Raw genomic sequence first — 26,428 nt, forward strand, 5'->3', positions numbered from 1 at the left:
ATTTCAGCTCAAAATTGAATTAGTTTATTTTTTATTTGCAGTAACTTTTTGAAGTAAAAAAAAGAGTGAAAGAAAAATTAATATAATTAAATTTTTCCTTCTGTATTAATAATATTTTCTTTTTTCTGTTTTACGTCAGCATTAGGATTAGTTGTGTTTTGCAATTTATGATAAACAGAGAACAGAGTACTGTTATACATATCTATAAGAGTACCGCTTATAACTCTGTTGTTAAATACAATTAAATCCAAATTTATAAACGAATCGGACGGCAATAAATTACTAATCAAATAAGCTGACAATAAATTTTTTGATTCTAATGCGGCAACATTGACTTCTCCTCCTGATAACACATTTAAAGGTGTATCAGGAGCACCAATAATACCGTTTAATGCAGTTAAAAGCACATCGTTTGAAGCTACAATATTATAAGGCAGTTTTTCATTAGGGAAAATATTTCCATCTTCGGAAGTTATATATGCATTTTTAGTTTCTATATAAGATACAAGAACATCGTCTTTAGCATCGATATAAGTATTTGCTCCCAAAATTTCACTGCCGCTTTGCTGAGTGAACGCGCCGTCGGTTAAAATGTTAATATCTCCGTTTTTATTGTAAAGAGCATAACCGTCTCCGTCTATATCCGAAGCTGTAATTGATTTGTCGTTTCTGATATCGATATTGTTAGCCGCACTGTTATATGCGTCTATATAATTAACATCTGTATCCAGATATTTCTCATTTACCCCGTCATCTCCGATACCGTTTGCGGCTTTTGCTAATAAGCTGTCGCCTACGATATCAACATCTTCATCTCCGTCTTGAGTTATTGCGCCATTTTGTGATTCAAGAGATATCTCTTTTGGTGACTGAACATAATCGATATTCATATTTCCTGCGGAATTCAATGCCACGTTTCCGTTATCAGAAACTATATTAGAACCTTTTGCCTGTGTAAACGTTCCGTCTGTTGAGAATGTAATATCTCCTGACGCCTGAAGTCCACTTAATGTTCCTACCGCTCCTACAACTGTGTCTTTGCTGTTATGTAAATTTATATTGCCGTTACTGCTTACTGCCGCAACCACATCCGCTGAAATTTTTATAGCTTCATTTAATACTGACTGAATGCTTCCGGCTGCCTGAAGCATTACATTGTCTCCCGCTATATTCATACTTGATGCGTCATCACCTGATATTGCACCGTTTAACGTAGTAATATATGCGTTTTTACTTTGAAGGTCAGACAATAAGATATCGTCTTTGGCATTTATAGTCACATCCTGACCTGATATTTTTGTAGCACTTTGCTGAGTGAACGCGCCGTCGGTTAAAATGTTAATATCTCCGTTTTTATTGTAAAGAGCATAACCGTCTCCGTCTATATCCGAAGCTGTAATTGATTTGTCGTTTCTGATATCGATATTGTTAGCCGCACTGTTATATGCGTCTATATAATTAACATCTGTATCCAGATATTTCTCATTTACCCCGTCATCTCCGATACCGTTTGCGGCTTTTGCTAATAAGCTGTCGCCTACGATATCAACATCTTCATCTCCGTCTTGAGTTATTGCGCCGTTTTGTGATTCAAGAGATATCTCTTTTGGTGACTGAACATAATCGATATTCATATTTCCTGCGGAATTCAATGCCACGTTTCCGTTATCAGAAACTATATTAGAACCTTTTGCCTGTGTAAACGTTCCGTCTGTTGAGAATGTAATATCTCCTGACGCCTGAAGTCCACTTAATGTTCCTACCGCTCCCACGACTGTGTCTTTGCTGTTATGTAAATTTATATTGCCGTTACTGCTTACTGCCGCAACCACATCCGCTGAAATTTTTATAGCTTCATTTAATACTGACTGAATGCTTCCGGCTGCTTGAAGCATTACATTGTCTCCCGCTATATTCATACTTGATGCGTCATCACCTTGAATATCCCCGTTGCTGACCAGATACAAATCTTTACCTGTCAATGAGTCTATTGATAAAAGAGTCGGAGCAAACAGATAAATATTGTTACCGGTTGTAGCTTTTACAACACCGTTTGTATAAATAGGATTTTCCTGCGTTCCTATAGGAGTATCGTTCAACATAGTTAAAATTATATTTTTAGAATCTATTAAATTAGTTCCTAAATTATAAACACCGTTATTACCGTTTATTTCAGTAGTTCCACTTTGATTGTCAATATTTCCGTTTAACTGAACTTCTCCTCCGTTATTGCTGTTTACAACAACACTTCCGCTGTCATACCCCATACCGTTAAGTTCTATATTACTGTAGCTTTGCTGTTTAACTCCGTTGATATATAGTCCGTTATCCGGATTGCTGTTCGTATTGATTTCTTGTAAATTTACATTTTTACTTGTAAAGTTATTTACTGTAATATGAGTATTACCGTTGACATAACTGACTTTTCCGCTGCCTTCAAATGTTGCATCGTTTAAGTTAATATTGACAGCTCCTCCAGGCTGAACGATATCTTTAAGATATACTGTACTGTCATCAGAAGAAGCAATATAACGTGCATCCTCACTGTAAGGGTCAATATCGGAATAAATATTTACTGTCTGATCTGTAACACCGCTTTGCATTGTACCGTCTAAAACTAAAGAAACGCCTTTTTCAGCATTAATATTTATATTGCCGTTAGCTGTAATATTATCAATATAATATTTTGATTCCGCCGCGGTTTGTAATATATTCTCAGTTGAAATTTGTTCTCCTGTATCAGGGTCGGTAGAATATGTGTAATATTTATAATATGTAGCTCCCGGATTAAGTGTTAAGAAAAGATCTCCTTCGGTTTTAATATTGCTTAAATCCAATCCGTCTATGACATAATCTTCATTTAACGGAACATCTGTAAGTTCACTCAGTTTCAATCCAAGATAAGTGTCATAAAAACTGTTTGTAGTTATAGAAGGATTATCGCTGTCGCTTTTTTGAAGTTCAATTTCTACAGGATTTTCACTGCTTCCGATTGAACCTTTTACTGCGTTTATATTAATATTTTTTGACAGTAATAACGCTCCGCTGTTAGAATAAATATTCCCGTATGAATTATATACTGAAGTTTCTCCTCCGTAATTAGACACAACGCCGTTAAACACAACATCTCCTGAACCGTAATTGTTAATGTTTACGCTATGGTCCACACTCATTGAATGATATACCGGAATAAACGGAACAACATCTTCACTCGGCACATAAGACATTTGTAAATTAGGCTCGTTTGCATTATCGCTTTCAACATTAATATTATTTAATTCTAAATTTTTATTCGAATAGTTGTTAATGGTTACATCAGGATATACATTTTGAATGTAAATATCGCTTGTACCTGTTATTTGACCGTTGGAATTAAGTTCTATCAGTCCTTTATCGTGATTAATTAAATCATTAACAACTATATTGTCTCCGTCAGTTTGTGCTGAAATATCTCCACCCTGAGCGGTAATAGTGCCGTCGGCAGCAATATTAAGAGCTTGTGAAACTGAAGATTCCTGATAAATTTCCGAATTCATACTTATAACAGAACTGCCGTAATAATCACCGCTCATTTTTGAAACTTGCGTACTGTTTGTAAATTGAGGAACCCATTCATCGACAACTTTCCATACTTTTTTTACAATCCATCCGATAATAGGAATATTAGACACTACATCTACAAGTTTTTTGGTTTGTGTTAATACCCATGTTACAACCGTATGACTGGTTGTATCAGCAACATTTACATAAGTATCTGCATCTTTTTCTGGAGCATAAGTCTGAACATAAAGATCGGTAGTGATTAATTTGCTTCCGCTTTCGAAATTAGCATTGGAATTTACATGCATTTCATTATCGGTATAAGCTCTTAAACTACCGGTAACTCCTGCATCAATTGTAGCATTGGAATCGGTTTTGGATAAAAAGATATTGTCTTTATCCTGTTTGCTGATTACACTTATTTTGTAAGCTGCATTTAATGTGGCTCCGCTGTTAATATTTATATTGGTATTAGATGTTGCATCAACATTCGCATACGCTTCCGAATTAGAATCAGCCGCTACTGTTTCTGACGTAGCATGGGAATTCGCTTCAAAACTTGTAACTTCTGCTAATATGTTGATTGTTTTTGCTTTTAATTCTGCATTTTCTTTTACATTTACCTCAACATTTTGATTAACGTTGACATTTGTTTCAGTTTGATTATAAGTAACAGCCGATCCTGTAACAATACTGGCGACTGCATGAGCATTTACATAACTCAAAGCATTTAATCCTATATTTTCACCTGCAAGAAGACTTGCTCCGGCTTCAATATTCGTATAAATATTAGCATTAATATTAGTAGTGGCTATCGTACCTGTAGTAGTCAACAGTCCTCCCGTACCTCCGAGAGTATTACTTAATGCTTCATTTCCGGCATATGCATTAATACTGATATCCCTTCCGGCATTTAATACATTATCATCTCCAATTACCGAACCTACATTTGCATTGCTTGTAGAAACGGCTTCTGTTGCACCAGCAGCTAAAGCGCTGTACATAAATCCGTTGCTTGTAGCCTGTGTTTTACCAAAAGCTTTTGAATTTATATATATATCTCCATTTGTAGAAATTTGCGTATTATCACCGGTAACACTTAATATATTGGCGTTTCTTGTTGCTTCAGACAATGACCCGGTACCTCCGACTAAACTTTCCCCTACAGCTGAAAAAGCTTTCGCGTCAATTGTATTGTCGGTAAAATAATTACCGTTGTCATCCGTATTTTCAAAAGCTTTCATATAAAAATTATTCGCTTTTATATTATTATCAGAGCCTACCGTACTTGTTAAAGTAGGAGTCCATGTTGCAACAGCCTTAGAAAGTCCTACAGTTAATCCTCCTAAAGACACATCAACACCGTCGGCTTCACTTGAAAGAGTTGCAATAGATGATGATAAAATTGAAGTATCTCCACTGCTTGTTGAAATAACTCCGTCACCAAATCCGGCAATAAGAGTAGGAGTTAATTCTATATCGCTAAATGAACCTGTCCCGCTTAATATACCGCCTGCAGCCGCCTGGGCAAGAGAACTGGAGTTGTACTCATTATCTGACGCGCTTATATTTATATTTCCGGTTGTATCGACTTTAGAGCTTTTAACAATAGCGGTTGTACTGCCTTTTTGAATAAATTCAGCTTTTACTATACCGGCTGCAGCCGCTCCTATTGCCGCTCCGTAAGCAGTTACACTATTTGATGACAAATCACTGGAAGCCGCAATATTAAAATCACCTTTGCTAATTGTCAAAACAGAACCGCTGTCTGTATAAGCTTCATTTGTATAATTTACATTAAACTCTGAAACAGCCGCACCCAGACCAACTGAACCGGCAGCTCCGGCATAACTTTTAATACTGTTTTTATTCAAAATCAGATTACTGTTAATATTTAATGACCCTGTATTTATATTTACATTTTTACCTATATATGCTTTGGTATCGGCTCCGACATTAGCTATACTGACAGCTCCTCCTATACCTAATACACCGGAAACTGATATACCGCCTGAGATTAAATCTAAAGAAGTGGTATCAGATGTTTCAACTGACGTTGCCCCTCCGACATTTAAAACACTGTTATCTCCAATTGCCGCCTGAGTTGTTTCGTTTGGAACATAATCCGGATCAAATGCATTATCAACATTCAAGCTTGTAGTTTCAGCGTCAATTTCACTTTTTGCGCTTGTTGCGGTATCGGAATCTCCAATCTGATCACCTACATCACTTTTTGATATTAACGTATCTGTTTTATCTTTAGTATCTTTAGAAGCATCTAAAGCGTCGTCGTTTATATTCGTATTAATATTTGCAATTGAAACCGAACCTGACACGCCCTCAGCCAAACTTCCAGAAAGCGTACTCACTTCACTAGTAACACTTTTATAAGCTTCAGCACTTATTAAAAAATCTCTTCCCGCATTTAACAGGGTATAATCACCTAATTTTGCAGAAGAGGTATTATGAATCGTCGCTACGTCTATAGAACCGCTGACACCTACAGCACCGTCACTTCCGGCACCCGGTGAAGAATCTATTGATGAATGGTTTTTACTTTGGATTTTGACATCCTGCACTGAAGTTTTGTAATTATCGTCCTGATTGATTAACATTTTATTTGCGCCGCTTGCATATGTATATGCTTTTGCCGTTGAATCTATTGTATTAATTGTTACTGAACCTGCAGCCCCTGCAAAAGCGCCTACACTGCCGGTTGCCGCAAATGTAATGGTATCGGCATAATTATCAGCCAGTATTGACATAATTCCTTTTGCGTTTAAGATAGAATCCTGGGCATAAGCATTAGTGTTTTGAGTAACACTGGTAACTACAACTGAACCTCCGACACCTGCTACAAGTCCAATACCTGTGCCTCCGGCAAGGATACCTTGTTTTGTTTCATTGTTTAAAGTTCCGAGTTTTGTAGTATCAGAAGCGGAAACTCCCAAATCACCTTCCGAATTAACATTAGAATTTAAAATATAAGCGTTGACATGATTATCAACATTTATCACTGCAGCAGAACCTGCTAAAGACGCCCCTCCTGAGAATCCTCCGCTAACTACTACAGAGTTTAAATATTCCAAACTTTGCGCATTAACATTAACTGCTTTTTTGGCATATACATTACTGTTTTGAATATATGCGTTTAGAGTGTTTTGAAGCATACTTGTATCGCTTGAGGCGCCTATTCCGGCGTCTCCTCCTATAGCCAAACCGCCTATATTAGATTTAATATCATTATAACTTACCGCACGGACTCGGACTTGCTGAAGGGCATTTGCATTGTCATTATCGCTGTTAATATTAGATGAGTCTATATAGCTGTCTATACTGTCTCTGAGCAGATTAACCGAAACGCTTGCCGCAACACTTGTACTGCCGCTTCCTGAAAGATTGGCTACATCAGACTCTATTTTTTCACTTGCCGATGCCAATATATCTATACCGTTAATATTTTCTGTATCACCGCTTAAATCTGATTTTAAAGTTTCTACCGCTGCATTTCCGTCAGCTTTAACGCTGCTGCTAAAAATATATGATTTAATTGTATTTTCAATAATATTAGTCACAATTGAACCGTCAGCCCCTAAAGCAACGCCTACTGATAAAATCCCTGACATTGCTGTTAGAACATTTTTTTCTTCTGAAAGAATAGAAATTGAATTCTCAGCAACCACTGAGCTGTATGAAATATAGCTATTCATTGTATCTTTAATAGTATTGATTACCACCGCGCCTGCTGCGGAAGCCGAACCTGAAACAGCCGCTCCGGCTGCTTTGGCGCTAATAGATTTGTCACTTACAGAGGATATGATAATATTACCACCGTTATTAACTGTAGCATTGCTTATAAACGCATCAATTTCATTACTTATTGTATTATAAAGAGTTGAAAGACCAATTGCTGCACCGTCAGAACCAGCGGCCTGTCCCGCCTGAGTATCTATTGACGAACCATCATTTGCCAATATGTTTATATCCCCGTTTGCCGATACGGTTTTTGAATTGTTATTAATATATGCCTCAATGTCATCCGCAATATCATTAATAACAATAGCGGCAGAAACGGCAAGCCCTTCCGCTCCGATACCTAAAGACGCAGATAAAGCATTTATTGTTGCGGATTCAACGGAAGAGATATTTAAAGAATCTGCTGTAATTCCTGAATTGCTTACATAAGCATAAATATCGTTACTTATACTGTTTTTTGAAAATGCAGCACCTATACCTGCACCGCTTATGGCAATTCCTCCTGCTTTGGTATTAATAGTCGAGCTGTCTTCTGCTGAGAGACTAACACTTCCGCCTGCTGTAACGTCTGAACCGTTTGTAATATCAGCCGTGATATCATTCGAAATATTATTTATTGATACAGACCCGGCAATAGACACGCTTAAACCTAAACTTAAGCTACCACTGCAGCTTGCGGTATATGAATCTATTTCCCCTTTAGAAGATGAATCGATTTTAATAGTTTTGGCGTATATCGTACTTGAATCAATTGAAGCAGAAGTTTTATTATTCAAATCATTTTGAGAATAAGCCCCTGCCAATCCTGCCGATGTTTTAATAGCTGTAACGGCGCTTACGGCACCTGCAAAACTTTTTATATTACTGGTGTTTGATGCCGCAATATCAATATCATTAGCATTGTTCTGATTTGCCTGATTATTTGAACCTGTAATAGCTGCGGTTGTTGTATCATTTATTCTATTTAAAGATACAGACCCGGAAAGCCCTATACCGAATTGCCCCGCCATACTGTCCTGAGGTTTTTGAGTTCCGAAAGTAGTAGTAACGGCTCCGGCTAAAGACACTGCATCTATTTCACCGCTGTTTAGAGAACCTATATTAGTAACACCCGTATTGTCAAATCCTGTACCGTTTAAATTAGCCTCGGTATCCCTGTCAATTTCATTTATAGAAACCGATGCTCCTATACCTACACTTGTAGATAGCATCACTCCACCGGTTACATTGAAAAGTTTTGAATAATCACTGGAGAGCAGGTCAATACCGTCAGTTGAAGAATCTCCTGTTACAACTAAATTGGCATTATTTATATTAGCCTGAGTAACGTTATTAATTTTCAAATATGAAACGCTTCCCGCTATTCCATACTGTTCTGCATTTCCTCCTGATGCGGCAATTGAAATATTTTTTGTATTAGTATTAGCTTCGACTGACAGCTGTTTTGTCAAAATATTTGAATTATCTCTTATTTCCGCTTTTGTAGTATCATCATACTGAATATCAAGATACGAACCTCCAAGCCCGTTTCCGCTGCTGTCTGTTAGTCCCACTACACCTGCAAGGTTCATAGTTTCAATATTTGTTAAAGCGTTTACTGACAATGTACCGTAATCGCTTTGTCCCTGATTGATTTGTGTATTTTCCCCCAAATAAGCTTCAGTATCGTTTTTCATATGAAAATAATTCACAGATCCTGCTATTCCGGCCATCTCACCCGCCGCGCTGCTTTGAGCCCAGGTAGTAAAGAAACTCGTTTTTGTAATATCCAAAGCTGAATTAACTTTATCTGGAATATCCGATACATCTGTCACATCGTCCCAGGAAATCTGATAAGGCATTTCAGTTTTTGCCGAAACTGCTATATTTCCTTTAGAATTAAGAGTTGCACCGTCGTCTACGTATGCATTCACCGTATTATCCAAATTAGTTACGGCCACAGCTCCCGCAGCCGAATATACTGTTGTACTGTCCTCACTGCTTGGAACGGCCGCCATAGCAACGGTTTTAATTCCGCTTTCACCGTTATCGGATGTTAAATAATTATTTAAAGCCTCTATATCAGTATCTTGATTAATATTGACATTGGAATTTGCCGCTATATCCGCCGTAGTTGTTGAGGTATGATCAGAATAAGCAAAAGCCGCAGACAGTCCTAAAGGAGAAGACGTAGTGGTTGTGCCGTCACTTGATTCTTCAGTTGCCGGTATTTCTGATTCAAATGAAGGCATTTTATCAGACACCCAGTCTTGAATTTTTTCAGAAAGCCCGTCCTCAACATTAGAAACCACATCTCCAGCAGATGGATTTTCAGCTCCGGCATATGCCGCTGTTTTTAAAACATCATTGTCTGTCTGTGCATTTATAATTAAATTATCTGCATTTATATTTCCTCCTACACTGGCCTGGGTAGTGGAATCAGAAGTGCCTATAGCTACACTTGCCCCTAACGAACTGTCCTCATTTGCCCCGTCATCGGCGGAAACATCCATAGATTTTTCCGTATATGCGTTAACATTAAGCACACCTCCCGCATCAATATCGGCTCCGTCTTCGATTATTGCTTTAGAAGTAGTCGAAGAAGTTGCATAAGCCAAATTTACATTGATTTTTGCACCGTCGCTGTCTTCAGCTTCTTCTGTATATGCTTCCACACTGTTATCTGAAACTGAACTGCTTTTTATGTTTATATCTCCGCTGCTTATTATTGTTGCACCGTTTTGTATGATAGTTTCCGCATCCGCTGTTGTTTTACCGTAACCGACACTGACACCGCTTGCAGCTACCGAAACGGAAGCCGTAGAACTTGCGCTGCTTTGTATATTTACAGAACTTCCCTCTATATTGCTTCCGCTACCGATATTTATCGTAGCTTTTGACTGGGCTATACTCAATCCGACATTTACGAGCGGAGGAGTATCGTCAGCTGATGAAGTTAAAAAATCAAGAGCGTAATCAACTAAATCGTTTCCTGTTGTGAATTCATTTGCAGAACTTGAGCTGGCTGATATATTAATATTTCCGCCTTTAATGGTAGCACCGTTTATATTAATGGAAGAAGTGGCTTCAAGTCCAACATCTCCGCTACTTCCTACCGCATTAAGAGTAATGTCCCCTGACGCATATCCGTTATCGGCAAAACTTAAAAGTTTACTGCCTGCTTCTAATATTATACTGTTGGCGTTAATTTCTATATTACCTGAACTACCTTGTGATTCCGCATTTTCATAGTCATCCCCATCTATATCTCTTGTAGAAATAGTTACTCCACTATCTACTATGAAACTTCCATCGGTAGTCCAAACTGCATCTGCACCTACTTTTACTGTATCATCCGTAATTTCTATACCGTCTTCCGGATCAATATAAAACACTCCTCTTTTACCGTCAACGGCATATAATGAAACTTCGCTCCCTCCAAAAATAACACTTTTATCCGCACTTATTTCCAAAAATCCGCCGTCACCGTTTAAAAGTCCCCCGTTAGCGATGTATGAAGCACCATGATCGGAATATGTCAAATCATTAGAATAAATAAGTATATTACCGCCGTTTCCTACATCAGCGGCATTTGAAGAAAGTTTTGCCCCGTCAAAAACAAAAGCCTGTTTTTGTCCGTCGACTATAATACTTCCCGCACTTTTTCCGTCAACCGCATCTGTATTTATATTTGAACTTACCAATGCAGTGTTATCTGCTCCTACAAGTTCTATCTGATCGCCGTTTTTTACCATTTTTATAGCGTTTGAAGCGGTTCCGGTATTTATAATATTATTAATAATGTTATCAGCCGTTTCGGCAGGCAGTATTATAGGAGAATCACTGCTTGTACTTTTATCATAAGTATAATTTATTAATCCGTTTGCATCAAAATGAATGTAAAAATTATCAGTAGCTCCTATTACCACTTTACCTGATTTGGCTATAATAGCCCCTTCGCTGCTTACAAAAGGAGCTGCTAAAATCACAAATCCTTCGGGAGACACATTTATCATCCCTCTTTGTATTATATATGAAGGAGCCAGATTTTTAATCTGTTCAAAATGATAATTTCCTTTTAAGAAATCCTCATCGCTAATATTAAGAGTAGTTGCCAAAAAACTGTTAGCGTTAACTACCGAATTAGCTCCGAAAAAGATTCCTGCAGGATTAACTAAGAACACATTTCCGTTCGCGCTTAAAGTTCCGAGAATTGAAGAAGGGTTAGCTAAAACAACCCTGTTTAACACAACTGCGTTTGAATTAGGCTGAACAAATTTTACCAGTTCGTTCGCACCGATATTAAAGCTGTTATAATTAATAATAGCTTTATCGGAAGCATTGATAACCATTTCATTTTGCGTTGTATTAATAGTAACGCTTCCGGAAGCAACACTTGCACCTGTAGGCAAAGCTATAGCCTGCATAGGCATAAACAATAAAGTAATACTGACCACAATTGATAGACGCTGTTTTTTATTTAGTAACATATTAATTCCTTACCATAATTTCGCATTGAAAATCATGTAAACGCTTTTATTATCGCTGTTAACATCATAAGAAGAATGTATCGGATAACCTACTCCGATTCTGCAGGAATATCTTTTCTTTATACTTATAATAATTTCGCCTCCCCCTCCCGTTAAAACAAGAGATTTCTCTTCTCCAGGAATCGGGTCGTTTACATATGCTCCTGCATTATCTATAAAAAAACCTATCTGCACACCGTTTTTAAAATATTTGTTTTTAATTTCAGGATGATAGAACCATTCGATGGAGGTACTGTATCCGTAATCCCCGAGTTTAACGGATGGATTGTAACCTCTGACGCTGTTCATACCGCCTATAGAAAACATTTCCGATAAAGGAAGCCTGTAATTAGAATACTGCATATTCAAAACAAACAAAAAACTGTTTTTCAGATTAAGATAAAAGTTATAAGAGGAATTAAGATTATATTTGAAAAAATTTCTGTCCTCTTCAAATCTGCTTCCGACCGCGTCATCTCCGTCCCAGCCTCTGGATACGGATAAAACCGCATTTATTTCACTAAAAATTTTACTGTGTTTTAAAGAAGCGGATAATGTAAGAATTTTTATATCGTCTTTTGAAGAAACACTGCCTAAAAGATAACTTTTTGATTCTTTTTTATTGAAATTAAGCATCATGTTTACTTTGTCAACAACGGTATAAAGCATAGGCTGCGTAATGCCTAATGTTGCAATTTTAGTATCCCCTTTTATGTCCAAAACTGCAAATGTGCCTGTTACTACATAATTGGCGTATAAATATGTCATATTTATTCTTGTGTGATATCTGCCAAAAGGTTTTGTAGTATATGTGGTTTTATATAATTTAGTACTCCAGTTGTTTAAACCAAGCGTAGTATGAAAATTAACTAAATCGCCGTCCGAAAACAGATTACCGTATAAAATATCCGCTGAAATTCTGTCTTTTGAAGTGCTGCTTGAACCAAGATTGTCATATGAAACACTTCCGTGAAACGGCCTTGAATCGTTTACGTCCAAATTTACTTTTGTTTCTCCGAATTTTTTACCTTTTTTTAAATAAGCTTTAACTTGCAGATCCTGATTTTCGTTAAGAAGCAATAATGACTTCATAAAAGTTTTATAATCTAAATAATCACCCTTTTTCATATTTAAATTACTTTTTATAAATTTTTTAGAATAATATTTGTTTCCGTATACTGAAATACTGCCTATTTTTGCTTTAATTATTTCAATAACCAAAACATGGTTTTTGATTTTTTGAGGAGGCAGAAGCACTTTTGTAAATACTTCTCCGTTTTTTTTAAACAGTTTGTTCAATTTTTCTTTTAATTCTTCTATCTGTTTTAATGTTAGTTTACGGTTTTCATATTTTGACAAAAGAGGTTTTGCCAATATTAAATCCTGTTTACTGACATCGCCTTTTAATATGATTTTTTGAATAAAGACAGTAGATGAAGCCAATAAAAAAATTACACTTATATTTAATACTAAGAATAATTTTAACAACAAGTTATTATTTTTACTTTGCATATCTGTATCTTTTGTATACGTTTATGTTATTATTGTATATCAAAAGAAAAATTAAAGGAATGACATTTGAGTTCATTTTCGTTTAATAAAACTAAATCAATAAGAAAAAGTCATGAATTTTAGTTATTTTGCAAAAAAAGATGCCAATTTTTTATTTAAAAACTTCACATTATCAGCACTGTTTTATAATTTTTTAATAGAGCTTCTGCCCACTATTAATATAGATAAAAAAGAACTTGAAAAATTCACTAATTTTAAAATAGAACCTATATCAGACAACGAAAGAGTATCCATTATTAAAGCTTATAAACTATGGAAAGGAATTGAAAAGTTATCCGGCCGCAGTGACATCGGTCTTGTTATTGCTGATTATTTTACTTTGTCAAAAGCTGGTTTAATCGGTAAAGTTTTTATCCATACATCCAATTTAAGAGAATCAGTTGATATTATGAAAAGATATTTATCATTAATTATCAACAATATTAATACAAAATATGTAGAAATCGGCGATACGGTTATATTTTATTTTGACATAATACCTAGATTTATAATTCCTCTCAGCGTATGCGAATGCTATGCGAAAATATGCTATAACTGGATCAGACAGTATACCGGCTTAGAAGTACTGCCAATTAAAGAGATAAATTTTTACGGAAAAAAGCCTAAACATATTGAATTTTATAAACAAACTTTTCCGAATGTTAAAGTGTCTTTCAATCAGTACACAAATTATATTATTTTGGATAAAAGTATTTTTTACATACCTAATTTCAGAGAAAAATATCCTCCTTATAAATTTATGCTAAAACATATTCAACAAATGAAAAAAGAACTTTTTACCAGATCATCATACACCCAGAAAATAATAAACGAAATCATCATAACGATGCCGGAAGGAAACAATCACGCCGAAATTATTTCAAAAAGGCTTAATATCAGCCCCAGCACACTGAAAAGACATTTAAAAAAAGAAAACACAACTTTTAAAAAACTTACCGAACTAATAAGAAAAAAACTTTCTTTTTATATGTTACAGGACAAAAATTTATCATATGAGGAAATATCTTATCTTTTAGGCTATTCCGAATACAGCCCTTTTTTCCGGGCATTTAAAAAATGGTATAACATGACTCCTTCAAATTTTAGAGCTTCTAAAGCCGGTATATAATCATTAACACCCCCTAAATTATGTTATAATTAGCAAATTATAAAATCGGATTAATAACCTCTTAAAGGAATATATATGTCAAAAATGTTAGAATTTAAAGATAACTGCGGTTTTGGTGTTATTGCACATATTAAAGGAAAAGCAACACACAAAATGGTAAATCAAGCACTCGAAGCGCTTGAGAGAATGATGCACAGAGGAGCTATTGCGGCTGACGGTAAATCGGGAGACGGTAGCGGTCTTTTGTTTTCACTTCCAAAAGAATTTTTCAGAAAAATAGCTCACACACAGGGAGTTGACCTGCCTGACACATTTGGAATAGGCGTTATTTTTTTAAAAAACGAAAATCAAAAAACCACTATTGAAGAGTTTTGTGAAAAAAACGATTTAAAAGTCGCGTTATGGAGAGAAGTCCCTGTAAATACAGAAGCTCTCGGGGAACTGGCACTTAAAACACTTCCAAAAATTTATCATGCGTTTATCGTTCCTAATTCAATTATAGCTATAAAAAGATTTGAAGAACTTTTATATTTAACAAGAAAAGAAATAGAAAACTTCATTGAAGACAAAGATTTTTATATTCCTACTTTCTCAAGCAAAAAAATAGCCTACAAAGGGCTATTGATGCCAAATCATATTAAAGAGTTCTATCCTGATTTGGCGGATAAGGATTTTAAAATTTCTTTCGCGCTGTTCCATCAAAGATTCTCTACAAACACGCTTCCTGAATGGAGACTCGCACAGCCTTTCAGATTTATCGCCCATAACGGTGAGATTAACTCTATCCAGGCAAACAGAATAAACGCTCTAATCAAAAGCGAATCAATTAAATCTGAAGTATTTTCAAAAGAAGAGCTTGAAAGACTCCTTCCAATCGTAAGATTTGATGAAAGTGACTCAAGCTCGCTTGATCGTATGGTTGAATTTTTAATTATGAACGGAATGGACTTCTTTAAAACCATAAGAGCGCTTATTCCTATGCCTTGGCAAAACGCCCCTTATCTTGACAGTGAGCTTAAAGCATTTTATGAATATTTCTCAACCCGTTTTGAAGCATGGGACGGTCCGGCTGCGGTAAGTATTACGGATGGAAGATATATAGGAGTAGTACTCGACAGAAACGGGCTTAGACCTGCAAAATACGTAATCACAAAAGACGACACCATCCTTATCGCCAGTGAATACGGCGTAATCGACTTCCCTGAAGAAGACATTGTTCAAAGAGGCAAACTCCAATCAGGCCAGATGATAGGCGTTGATACGAAATTCGGCGTAGTTCTGAAAAATAAAGATATCGACGAATATCTCAAATCCAGCAACCCTTATACAAAATGGCTGAATGAAAACATGATATATCTTCAGGAATATATTGAAAATCCGTATGCAATAGATGAACAGATTGAACTTAGCGAGCTGATCTACAAACAAAGATATGCGGGAATATCAAAAGAGGTTATTAATTTAGTTATCAAGCCTATGATGGAAGACGGAAAAGAACCGACAGGGAGTATGGGCGACGATACTCCGCTTGCGTGCTTTAGCGATTATCCTTTTAGAAGTTTCAACGACTTCTTCAGACAAAAATTCGCTCAGGTTACAAACCCTCCTATCGACTCACTTAGAGAAAAAATAGTTATGTCTTTAAATACGGGATTCGGTGAAATTCACAATATTTTAGACGAAGCTCCTGAACACGCCAAAAGAATCAAAACAACTTCACCTATTCTTACACAGACTAAACTAAGCGTTCTTAAAAGCTTCGGTGATGAAACTTCTCCGAGATTTGAGAGTGATTACAAAAACGCTACATATTCAACGGCGTTCAAAAGTGATCTTAAAAAATCGCTTGAAGAGCTGACTGACAAAATCGTAGAAGATGTTAAAAACGGTGTAAGAATTATATTCCTTGACGACAGCGGCATTGATAAAGATCATAAAACAATGCCTATGGCAATGGTAATCGGAAGACTTCACAAGAAACTTCTTGATGCAAAACTCAGACACCTTACAAGCATTGTAGCCCTTACAAGCGAGGTTACAAATCCTCACGACGCGGCTGTAATGATAGCATACGGTGCAACTGCGATATATCCTTATCTTTTATTCAAAACAGTTTGCAAACTGTGCGATGAAAAAGGCCTAAACAGAGACGACGCGCTCTTTAACGTTCACAGCGCACTTAACAAAGGTATTTTAAAAATTATGTCAAAAATGGGTATTTCTACAATTGCAAGCTACAGAAACTCGGCTCTTTTTGACATTATAGGCCTAAGTAACGAAGTACAAGAAGAGTGCTTTATAGGAAGTAAAACACTGCTTCCGGGACTTACTTACAAAGACATTGAAGAAAGACTCACTATCAGACATCAAAAAGCGTTTGAAGAAGAAAAACTCCTTCCTGGAGGAATCATTAAACAGAGAAAAGGCGAAGAATACCACGAAATAACGCCTCAGGTTACAAGAGCATTCCTTAAAGCTATCAAATCAGGCGAAAAAGCGGATTATGAAGAGTTCAAAAACCTTGTAGAAAACAGACGTCCTACTTACATAAGGGATTTCCTTGATATCAAAAGCGACAGAGAGCCTATCTCAATAGATAAAGTTGAGCCTCGAGAAAATATTATCAAAAGATTCATAGGTGCGGCTATGAGTATCGGTGCGCTAAGCCCTGAAGCGCATGAAATATTAGCAGAAGCTATGAACAGCCTGGGTGCCAGAACAAACTCAGGTGAAGGCGGGGAAGACAAAAGAAGAAACGGCACAATTAAACAGAGCAAAATCAGACAGGTGGCTTCGGGTAGATTTGGTGTAACTCCTGAATACCTTGTAAACGCGGAAGAGATCCAGATTAAAGTTGCTCAGGGTGCAAAACCGGGCGAAGGCGGACAGCTTCCTGGATTTAAAGTTACGACTTACATCGCTAAACTCAGACACACAACACCAGGAAAAACGCTTATTTCACCACCTCCTCACCACGATATATATTCAATCGAGGATCTGGCACAGCTTATATTCGACCTTAAACAGATAAACCCTGAAGCGACTATCAGCGTTAAGCTCGTTTCAACTGCGGGAGTCGGAACAATTGCCGCCGGTGTTGCAAAAGCGTATGCGGATCAAATCGTAATCAGCGGTAGCGAAGGGGGAACCGGTGCGGCTCCTATCACGTCTATAAGACACGCGGGTAACCCGTGGGAGATCGGACTTATCGAAGCACACAACGCATTAAAAGAAAACCACTTAAGAAAATACGTAGCCCTTGAAACAGACGGTGCGCTTAAAGTCGGAAGAGACGTTATGTTTGCGGCTCTTTTAGGTGCTGAATACTATGCGTTCGGTACAAGTTTACTAATGGCGGTTGACTGTATCTTCTGTAGAAGCTGTCAGACAAACAAATGTCCTGTGGGAATTACAACTCAGGATGAAGACTACAGAGCCAAATTCAAAGGTAACGTGGAAAAAGTTAAAAACTACATCATTGCACTTGCCGAAGACGTAAGAGAATGGCTGGCAAGAATCGGTTATACTTCACTTGACGAAGTAATCGGAAGAAACGATTTAATTACCGTTAAAGATATCGATTTAGCCAAAAAATTCGACTTTTCTATGATATTCAGACAGGTTGAGGGAGTAAACACTAAACAGGTTGAAAACGAACCGTTTGACAAAAACGAATTTGAAAAAGAGATGCTCGAACTTGTAATGGATACAATCAAAAATCCAAACCACAAATCAGTCGTAAAAGCCGAAATCTGCAACCTGAACAGAAGTTTCGGAGCAAGAATCAGCGGTGTTGTGGCTAAATATTACGGAGATGAAGGCCTGGCTGACGACAGCATCGTATTTAACCTCACAGGTACTGCAGGACAGAGTTTCGGGGTATTTTTAAGTAAAGGTATAACTCTTAGACTCCAGGGCGTTGCCAACGACTACGTAGGTAAAGGAATGGCCGGAGGAAAAATTATAATCACTCCTGCAAAAGGCGCAGGTGCCGGAAATACGTGCCTGTACGGTGCAACTGCAGGTAAACTGTTCATTGCGGGACCTGTGGGTGAAAGATTTGCCGTAAGAAACTCAGGCGCTGTTGCAATCGTAGAAGGTACGGGTGACCATCCTTGTGAATACATGACAGGCGGTGAAGTTATAATCCTCGGTAAAACGGGTATAAACTTCGGTGCGGGTATGACAGGAGGGGTCGCGTTTGTTTACGACAAAGAGCATGAATTCGTAGATAAAATCAATGCGGAACTCATCGAAATCAGAAGAATCGACATCGACGAAAACGAAAAACCTAAACTTTACCTCAAAAAAAGACTGATTGAATACTATAACGCAACGGGAAGCGAAAAAGCGAAATACATTCTTGATAACTTCAGAAGCGAAGTTAGACACTTCTGGCTTGTAACTCCAAAAGACAACCGCCCGCCTCTTGATCCAAACGACATGGATTAAAGGAAGGCTATGAAAATAGCCCTCCATGTCCCGTGTTACATAAATGAACTCTTCCCGCATGTGGCAAAAAACACCACGCTTCTTTTAAGAAATCTCGGCTACAATGTAACCATTCCCAAAAACCAGACTTGCTGCGGACAGCCTTTTATAAACAGCGGGTTTGAAACCACACTTCCCAATATATACGACGAAATATTCGGAGAGTTTGAGTGTATCGTTTCACCTTCAAGCAGCTGTGTAAGCACCATAAAGTCCCAAAAAATCGAAATTAGTGATAAAACATATGAACTTACCGACTTTTTATATTCCAAAGGACATCTATACCTTGCAAAAAACCGTAAATCTGTAATACTTCATAACTCATGCCACTCAATGAGGCACCTGGATGTGGCGACTCCGAGCGAACTTAACATACCTTACAAAAACAAAGTAAAAGAAGTGCTCGGATGTGAAGTTTTGGAAGCCGCGAGGGATGAATGCTGCGGATTCGGAGGCGTTTACAGCGTAAAAGAAGGAGAAATGAGCTATATTATCGGGAAAGAAAAACTAAACGACCTCCTTAGCAGCTGGAAATACGACTTTACACCTGTAATAACTGGGGTGGATATGAGCTGTCTTATGCACTTAAAAGGCATAGCCGAAAAAGAGGGAATTAATGCCGAGTTTAAACACATAAGCGAGATTCTTCTGGAAAGCGTAGAAAACAGTGAAAAGTGAAAAATGAAAAATGAAAAGTGAAATTATCCACTTTAGAAAACTAATTAAAGGTAGACAGTGAAACATTACGAATTAGCCGTAAAGTTTTATAAACAAAAGGGTCCCCGCCACGATAAAAGCCTCTGGGCTATAAGACAAAAAAGAGACAAAGCAATAAAAGAAGTCAAAGAGTGGGAAGAGCTTAGAAACAAAGCCTCCGAAATTAAAGATTATGTAATTGAAAACCTGCACTCTCTTGTGGATGAGTTTATAAAAAACGCAAAAAACGCAGGAATTGAGGTTATTTTTGCCAAAGACGCGAAAGAACACAATGAAACGGTACTGAAATACTTAAAAGAAATAAACGCAAAAAAAGCGGTCAAATCAAAATCGATGCTTACAGAAGAGTGCGGACTTAATGTTTATCTGCATGATAACGGGATTGAAGTAATAGACACCGACCTTGGCGAAAGAATTGTACAGCTAAGGGGTGAAAAACCGTCTCACATCGTCCTGCCCGCAATCCACACCACAAAAGAGGACGTTGCCGAAATTTTAAACGAAACAAACACGGACCCGACATATCTTACACATAAAATGAGAGCGCTTTTACGAAAAGAGTTCCTATCAGCCGATGCGGGACTGAGCGGCGCGAATTTCCTTGTGGCGGACAAAGGCTGGGCGGTGGTGTGCACCAATGAAGGAAACGCGGACCTCGGAGCCGTTTTACCTCCACTACATATAATCAGCGTAGGAATTGAGAAAATTGTTCCCAATATGAAAGATTTGGGAGTGTTTTTAAGAATGCTTGCCAGAAACGCCACGGGGCAGAAAATCACAACATATACATCCATTTTCGGTAAAAAAGATAACGGCAAAAGAGTAATAATTTTAGTCGATAACGGAAGGTTTGAGAGGCTCGAAAGCGAATTTAAAGAAACCCTCAAATGTATAAAATGCTCGGCGTGTCTTACCACATGCCCGGTATTCAGAAGAAGTGGCGGACACTCATACAGATACGTAATCCCCGGACCTATCGGAAGCCTGCTTGCACCATTAACAGATAAAGATGAATATTCCGACCTGCCGTTTGCATGTACTCTTTGCGGAAGCTGTGAGACGGTGTGTCCTGTGAAAATTCCTTTTACAAAACAGCTTGTAAATATGAGACACTATGTTAAAAAAATTGAGAATGGAGAATGGAAAATGGAGAATTTTGGTGTAAGATTGGCTGAAAAAGCGATGCATTCACCTAAAATGTTTAAACTTTTTAGCACCATCTTACGTCTTACTCCAAAGCCTCTGCTTGAGAGCATGGCAAAAGAATGGAGCAGATACAAGGCTCTTCCGGCTATTCCGAAAGAGAGATTTATAAAATAGTGGAGAATTGAGAATGAAGAATGGAGAATTAACTAATGAATTTATAAAAAACCTGAAATTAGCCGGAGGGGAAATTCTGGACGAAATACCTGAAGGGTGGTATGTAACCGAAGCAAAGTTCGGTATTGCTGAAAACGGAGCTGTTTGGGTGGAAAATTATGAAAAAGACTTATTTTTAAGTGAAAAAGTAGCCGTTAAAATGCCAAAAAAAGTAGTTCCTACAATGCATGAAGCGGTTGAGATGATTGAAAACCCGGGAGTTTTCATCTCAGGGCCTTCCAAAACGGCTGATGTTGAAAGTTTCCTGGTATTCGGTGCTCACGGTCCGATGAAATTCGGCATCTGTTTTATATAACGTAATTTATCAGTTTTTCAAAATTATAATCAAGTTCTTTTTCTTTAAATATAACGTTTAAATCAATTTCCGCATGATCTATTTTCAAATCTAAAAAAGGCTCCATTTTCTTTAAAAACGTTTTACTGTCACCGAAACCTAAAAAAACAAACCTGGCCACACTTTCTTTAAACACGTATATATTATTTTCATTTAACGGATCATTTACTGTGTGGTCTTTAAATTCTTTTTTTATTTTTATAGAAATAGTTTTTATAACGTTTTCTACATTTTCTATACCGTGTTTTTTGTGCAATAGCTGATAATTTTTTATATTAAGCTCAACCATCGTTATTTTTAAACTGTTCTCAATAGCTCTTCTCAAAATAAGCATTAATGCATTTCTGTTCAACAATCCGGTAAACGTATCCTCAAAAAATATTTTATACCTTAAATTTTCAAGAAATTTTTCTTCTTTTTCTTCTATATGGAACAGTTTATCGTTAATTATTCTAAACTTATCTATAAAACTTAAAAATTTTTCAAAAAGCCTAGGGTCGAATTTATATTTCATATGTTCAAGAATTTTGATTGCTTCATCAAAATCAAACGCCTCACGGTAAATCCTGTCTGTCGTTAAAGCGTCAAAAACATCTGCAAGCGTTAAAACCCTGCTTAAAAAAGGTATATTTTCACCTTTTAGCCTGTCAGGATAACCGCTTCCGTCATAATTTTCATGATGATGCTTTACAATATCGCTGAGATAAGAAAATTCATACATTCTATCTACAAGATTGGCGCTTAATATAGGATGATATTTAATAATATTATATTCTTCGGGATTTAAAATCGAAGGTTTAAGCAAAACGGAATCCGGAATGGCAATTTTCCCTATATCATGAAGAAGCCCGGCATAATAAACATCTTCTACCTGTTTATTTGCAAAATCTAAATATTTTAAAAATTCACTGGCGTAAATGGCAACTCTTTCACTGTGCCCTTTGGTATAAGGATCCCTTAATTCTATAGAATAAATCAACGGTTTTATTTTTTCTATTTTTTCCAATTTGCCCCCGCTTTCTTGATATAATTTTTAAATTACGATATATTTTAACAAAAAAAGGAAATTAATGAAATTCGAAGAAATGAGCCTTAAAGACAAAATTGAAGCTATAGAAAAAGTAATACAAAAAGATATCCTTCCTATGCTTGCGTTTGACGGAGGTATGGCTGAAGTTTTGGATGTAAGAGAAAGCAACGGTGAAACTCACGTATTTATCAGATATGGAGGAGCATGCGCGGCATGCAGCAGTGCGGGAGGAGCGACTCTTTTTGCAATTGAAGAGACATTAAGAAGAAATTTGGATACGGATAAAATCAGGGTATTCCCGATTTAAGGAAACAGTTATGAAAAAAAGCGTACTTTTATTTTATATCGTTTCTATAATAGGATTTTTCTTCCCTTATGTTTTAAAATTTTTAATCGCCTCTCCGAATGAAAGCGTTAAAATATTTGCAATATACACGCTAGGAAAATTTAATTTAATCTATTTTGCGGTAGTGGTTGTTTTTTTCTTTATCGGACTGAACAAAAAATTCCAGTTTATACGTATAGCTCAAATAATATTCGTAACCGCTTATATTGCTTATGTACTTGCAGATTATTTTATATTGGCAAAAATTAATGTTCAAAATTATATAAAAGAACATCACTTAAATGCCCGGCTGGTTAAAATTACGGATTTAAAAAAATATCCTAATTTCAAAATTTACTACAAAAAAGCAAACTGGGCGGCAGTCAAAATCCTTCCGGAAACTAAAAAAGAACTTCCTTTTAACTACAGAAAGGACAGAGGTCTGTGAAAATAGTGATAATAGGAGGCGGACCTGCAGGCTCTACAGCCGCAAGGGCTCTGGCTCCATATCATGACGTCACAATTGTACAAAACAGACCGGACTTCGACAAACCGTGCGGCGGAGGCGTAAAAACAAAAATATTTGATGAATTTAGCATTCCGAAAAGTTTAATTAAACATTCCTTAGACCATGTATATATGATTTACAAAAACGATAAAATAAAAATAGATTTAAACGGAGAAAATCTGTCGATTGTCAAAAGAGCGGAATTTGACGAAAAATTAAGAAACCTGGCAGTTCAAGCCGGAGCAAAAATACTATACGGAAGATTTAAAACTTTTCAAAATAAAAAAGCGGTAATAAAAACCCGAGAAAAAGATATTCTCTTGGAATATGACATTTTGATTGCCGCAGACGGAGTAAATTCAACAGTCAGAAAAGCTGTAAATATTTCTCAAATCCCGTCAACAATAACACATTATGCAAGAACAGACGGTTACAAAGTAAAAACATGCGAATTTTTTTTTGATTTTAATATAGGCGGAGAATACTACGCCTGGGCATTCCCTCACGAAAATTTAACCCATCTCGGAACAGTCAGCAGAAAAAATTTCGAAAACTTATGCCATTATCTTAATCTGTCGCTAAAACCCAAAGGTTATAAAATACCTACCTGGGAAAGAGACATAATAATACAAAAAGAAAATATATATTTTGTCGGTGATGCGGCCGGACAGGTTATGCCTCTTAGTTTTGAAGGTATCTATTACGCTATAAAATCCGCCGATCTTTTGGCTAATTGTATTTTAGAAAACAAAAACTATCCGAATGAATGGAATAAAAGATTTTTTAAAGAATTTTCCCTTATGAAAAAACTCGAAGCTCTAAATAAAACGTTTATAAGAGGTTTTGTCGTTAAAGCTCACAAACTGAAGCTAATACAAAATTTCAGCGTTAAAATGTGGCTTGGAGAATAAAGCTTTCTAATTAAAGGAGTTCAAATGTTTAATACACCGGTGTTTCAATTAGATAATATTTCCGTTAAGCTAGAATATAAAAATCCGGCCGGAAGCATAAAAGACAGACCGGCACTGTTTATGCTTGAAGACGCTTTCAAAAAAGGCTACAGAGAAATAGTCGAAGTAACAAGCGGAAATACAGGTATAGCCCTTGCTTTTTATGCTCAAAAATTCGGTATTAAAGCCACTATATTTATGCCTGAGAGCTTTTCTGTCGAAAGACAAAAGCTTTTAAAACTTTACGGTGCCAATCTTATACTTACAAAAGGCACGATTTCAGATTCTTTAAACGAAGCGCTTAATTATGCAAAAGAAAAAAACGCTTTTTATACAGACCAGTTTTCAAATCCCTTAAATGCGAAATCACAGGAAATTACAGCCTTTGAAATACTGAACCAGGTTAAAAATATAGACTGTTTCGTAGCGGGAGTCGGAAGCGGAGGTACAATTACAGGAATCGGAAAAATTTTAAAACCTCTGGGAGTAAAAATAATAGCGGTTGAGAGTATAAATTCACCTGTGATTTACAATAAGCTGAAAAACAAACATCTTCCTGTAAAAACACATAAAATCCAGGGAATAGGAGCCGGATTTATTACTAAAATAACAGACTTGGATTTAATAGACGATGTCATTTTAATACATGACGACGAAGCGGTTGAATTCACAAAACAGCTTCCAAAACTTGGCATTACCGGAGGAATTTCGACAGCCGCCAATATACTTGCGGCAAAAACGCTTAGCGGAAATGTTGTTACGATTGCGCCTGACGGTATTGAAAAATATATCAGTATCCTATAAAAAGTCTTTTATTATTCAAAACCTTCGGAAGATATCTTCTTCCCTCATCACTAGGCAGCCTCATGGTTAAACGCACATATACTTCTTTAGGAGACAGGGAATTGATGATATAATAAGCCCTGTCTCTTCTTGTACTGAAAACTCTTAATACGTTACCGATACCGCTGTTATAAGCTGAAATCGCACAATATTCCCTTGATAGCGGATTTTTAATATTTTTCAGATATCTGTAAAAAAGAATACTCAGATACGCAGAACCCACATGTATGTTGTTTTTCGGAACGAATAAAAACTCTTTACTTGGAATATGTTTATATCCGTATGCCCTTTCATAACCTTCTACACCCGCAGTGGTAGGCACTATCTGCATTAACCCGAACGCCGGCACGTAACTTACCGCATAAGGATTAAAATCGCTCTCGGTTTTTATAATGGCAAGTATAAGAGTTCTTGAAATATGAAACTTGTTTCCGTACTCTTTTACATACGGCAGATATTTTTTCGCTCTTATGTTTTGAGAATTTTTAGCCAGACTAAACGTAACATAATATACTTTTTGTTTTTTATATATATAGCTTTTTAATTTATGGGATATCAGCCATTTGGCATACCTCTCGGCCCTCCACCTGTAAAGTACCACTTTATGCTCAAAATCGTATATCTGTCCTGCCAGAAAAGGTTTGCCGTTTAATTTTATTTTATCACTGAAAAGATCAACGCTTCTGGGATCTTCAGGCATAAGCATCGTATTTACAAGTGCAATCTGAAGCGCCTGTTTATAGTTTTTGGCTATTGTTTCTACCTTTACGTAACCTTTATCAAAATTAATTATAGCTCTTGCTTTGTAATTTTCAGAATATTTTACAAGTGTTGTGGTTTTAGGTTTTTGAGGATTTTCCCATATGCTTATAGCTTTAGTAAACTTTTTGATTTCAAGATTAAAATGATAAATAAAACTTTTTATATCTCTTGCTAATACCTGAGGATGCGTTAAATAGTAATTTTTTTTACGGTTTGCGTAGGATTTTAAAAACGCTGAAGGATTTTTTGAAACCGCAGCTTCAACCACCGTCTGATAATCACTGACCGAACAACCCAAAAACATAAAAATAATTACCCCGTATATCAACCGTTTCATAGACATAAGTATAACAAAACAAAAAATTATTTTAATATATCATAAAATTAATAAATAAAAGAAGAAATAAGCAGTTAATTAGTGCCAGACACTATTAATAATAGATTTAAATGGCTCCGGCGAGAGGACTCGAACCTCTGACCCGACGGTTAACAGCCGTCTGCTCTACCGACTGAGCTACGCCGGAATGTGAATAGAATTATACCAAAAAAATTTAAGATTGCAAGTTTGGAATACAAAAAATAGAGAAATTTTTATAAAACTCCC

Annotated in this window: 13 protein-coding genes and 1 tRNA gene; 9 read left to right on the plus strand and 5 right to left on the minus strand. The window is 36.6% G+C overall.

Features of this window, described 5'->3' with window-relative positions:
• Positions 1-86: 86 nt before the first annotated feature.
• Together C3L23_RS08120 and C3L23_RS08125 are read right to left on the minus strand one after the other, a co-directional pair.
• Positions 87-11,765, minus strand: coding sequence for a filamentous hemagglutinin N-terminal domain-containing protein (locus tag C3L23_RS08120; RefSeq protein ID WP_127681625.1), 11,679 nt, complete (start codon positions 11,763-11,765; stop codon positions 87-89).
• A gap of 9 nt (positions 11,766-11,774) precedes the next feature.
• The gene (locus tag C3L23_RS08125) at positions 11,775-13,247 is read right to left on the minus strand and encodes a ShlB/FhaC/HecB family hemolysin secretion/activation protein (protein WP_168175730.1); all 1,473 of its coding nucleotides are present in this window, start codon (positions 13,245-13,247) and stop codon (positions 11,775-11,777) included.
• Between the two features lie 181 nt (positions 13,248-13,428).
• Here C3L23_RS08125 and C3L23_RS08130 point away from each other — a divergent pair, with 181 nt between their 5' ends.
• The 5 genes from C3L23_RS08130 to C3L23_RS08150 all read left to right on the plus strand — a co-directional run bounded on the left by C3L23_RS08130 (position 13,429) and on the right by C3L23_RS08150 (position 21,367).
• Positions 13,429-14,484, plus strand: coding sequence for an AraC family transcriptional regulator (locus C3L23_RS08130; RefSeq protein ID WP_127681629.1), 1,056 nt, complete (start codon positions 13,429-13,431; stop codon positions 14,482-14,484).
• Positions 14,485-14,559: 75 nt separating this feature from the next.
• Positions 14,560-18,936 (plus strand): glutamate synthase large subunit, encoded by a 4,377-nt coding sequence (gltB, locus tag C3L23_RS08135; RefSeq protein WP_127681631.1) that lies wholly within the window; start codon positions 14,560-14,562, stop codon positions 18,934-18,936.
• 9 nt (positions 18,937-18,945) lie between these two features.
• Positions 18,946-19,653, plus strand: coding sequence for a (Fe-S)-binding protein (locus C3L23_RS08140; protein WP_127681633.1), 708 nt, complete (start codon positions 18,946-18,948; stop codon positions 19,651-19,653).
• A gap of 57 nt (positions 19,654-19,710) precedes the next feature.
• Positions 19,711-21,012: a lactate utilization protein B gene (locus C3L23_RS08145; RefSeq protein ID WP_127681635.1), complete on the plus strand. Its 1,302-nt coding sequence runs from the start codon at positions 19,711-19,713 to the stop codon at positions 21,010-21,012.
• A 13-nt stretch (positions 21,013-21,025) separates the two neighbouring features.
• Complete coding sequence (locus tag C3L23_RS08150) at positions 21,026-21,367, plus strand: LUD domain-containing protein (RefSeq protein WP_127681637.1); 342 nt, start codon at positions 21,026-21,028, stop codon at positions 21,365-21,367.
• On the opposite strand, the gene C3L23_RS08155 is transcribed toward C3L23_RS08150, so the two are convergent.
• Positions 21,360-22,412, minus strand: coding sequence for an HD-GYP domain-containing protein (locus C3L23_RS08155; RefSeq protein ID WP_127681639.1), 1,053 nt, complete (start codon positions 22,410-22,412; stop codon positions 21,360-21,362). The two genes, C3L23_RS08150 and C3L23_RS08155, sit on opposite strands and share 8 nt — an antisense overlap.
• Positions 22,413-22,476: 64 nt before the next feature.
• On the opposite strand from C3L23_RS08155, the gene C3L23_RS08160 reads away from it, so the two are divergent.
• Genes C3L23_RS08160 through C3L23_RS08175 form a run of 4 tightly spaced genes read left to right on the plus strand, consistent with a single transcriptional unit; the run spans position 22,477 to position 25,023 of the window.
• Entirely contained in the window at positions 22,477-22,743 is a 267-nt protein-coding gene (locus C3L23_RS08160) for a NifU family protein (RefSeq protein WP_127681641.1), read from the plus strand.
• A gap of 10 nt (positions 22,744-22,753) precedes the next feature.
• Positions 22,754-23,209 (plus strand): hypothetical protein, encoded by a 456-nt coding sequence (locus C3L23_RS08165; RefSeq protein WP_127681643.1) that lies wholly within the window; start codon positions 22,754-22,756, stop codon positions 23,207-23,209.
• Positions 23,206-24,180 carry an NAD(P)/FAD-dependent oxidoreductase gene (locus tag C3L23_RS08170; RefSeq protein WP_127681645.1) on the plus strand — a complete coding sequence of 325 codons (975 nt, stop codon included), beginning with the start codon at positions 23,206-23,208 and terminating at the stop codon, positions 24,178-24,180. Before C3L23_RS08165 ends, C3L23_RS08170 begins: the two co-directional genes overlap by 4 nt.
• A gap of 24 nt (positions 24,181-24,204) precedes the next feature.
• The gene (locus C3L23_RS08175) at positions 24,205-25,023 is read left to right on the plus strand and encodes a PLP-dependent cysteine synthase family protein (RefSeq protein ID WP_127681647.1); all 819 of its coding nucleotides are present in this window, start codon (positions 24,205-24,207) and stop codon (positions 25,021-25,023) included.
• Here C3L23_RS08175 and C3L23_RS08180 read toward each other — a convergent pair.
• A complete protein-coding gene (locus C3L23_RS08180; protein ID WP_168175731.1) occupies positions 25,010-26,161 on the minus strand; it encodes a murein transglycosylase domain-containing protein in 1,152 nt (383 codons plus the stop codon). The two genes, C3L23_RS08175 and C3L23_RS08180, sit on opposite strands and share 14 nt — an antisense overlap.
• Before the next feature lie 111 nt (positions 26,162-26,272).
• Positions 26,273-26,348, minus strand: a tRNA-Asn gene (locus C3L23_RS08185).
• Between the last annotated feature and the right edge of the window lie 80 nt (positions 26,349-26,428).

Origin of the sequence: Nautilia sp. PV-1, from assembly GCF_004006315.1 — a bacterium.
GTDB lineage: Bacteria > Campylobacterota > Campylobacteria > Campylobacterales > Nautiliaceae > Nautilia > Nautilia profundicola_A.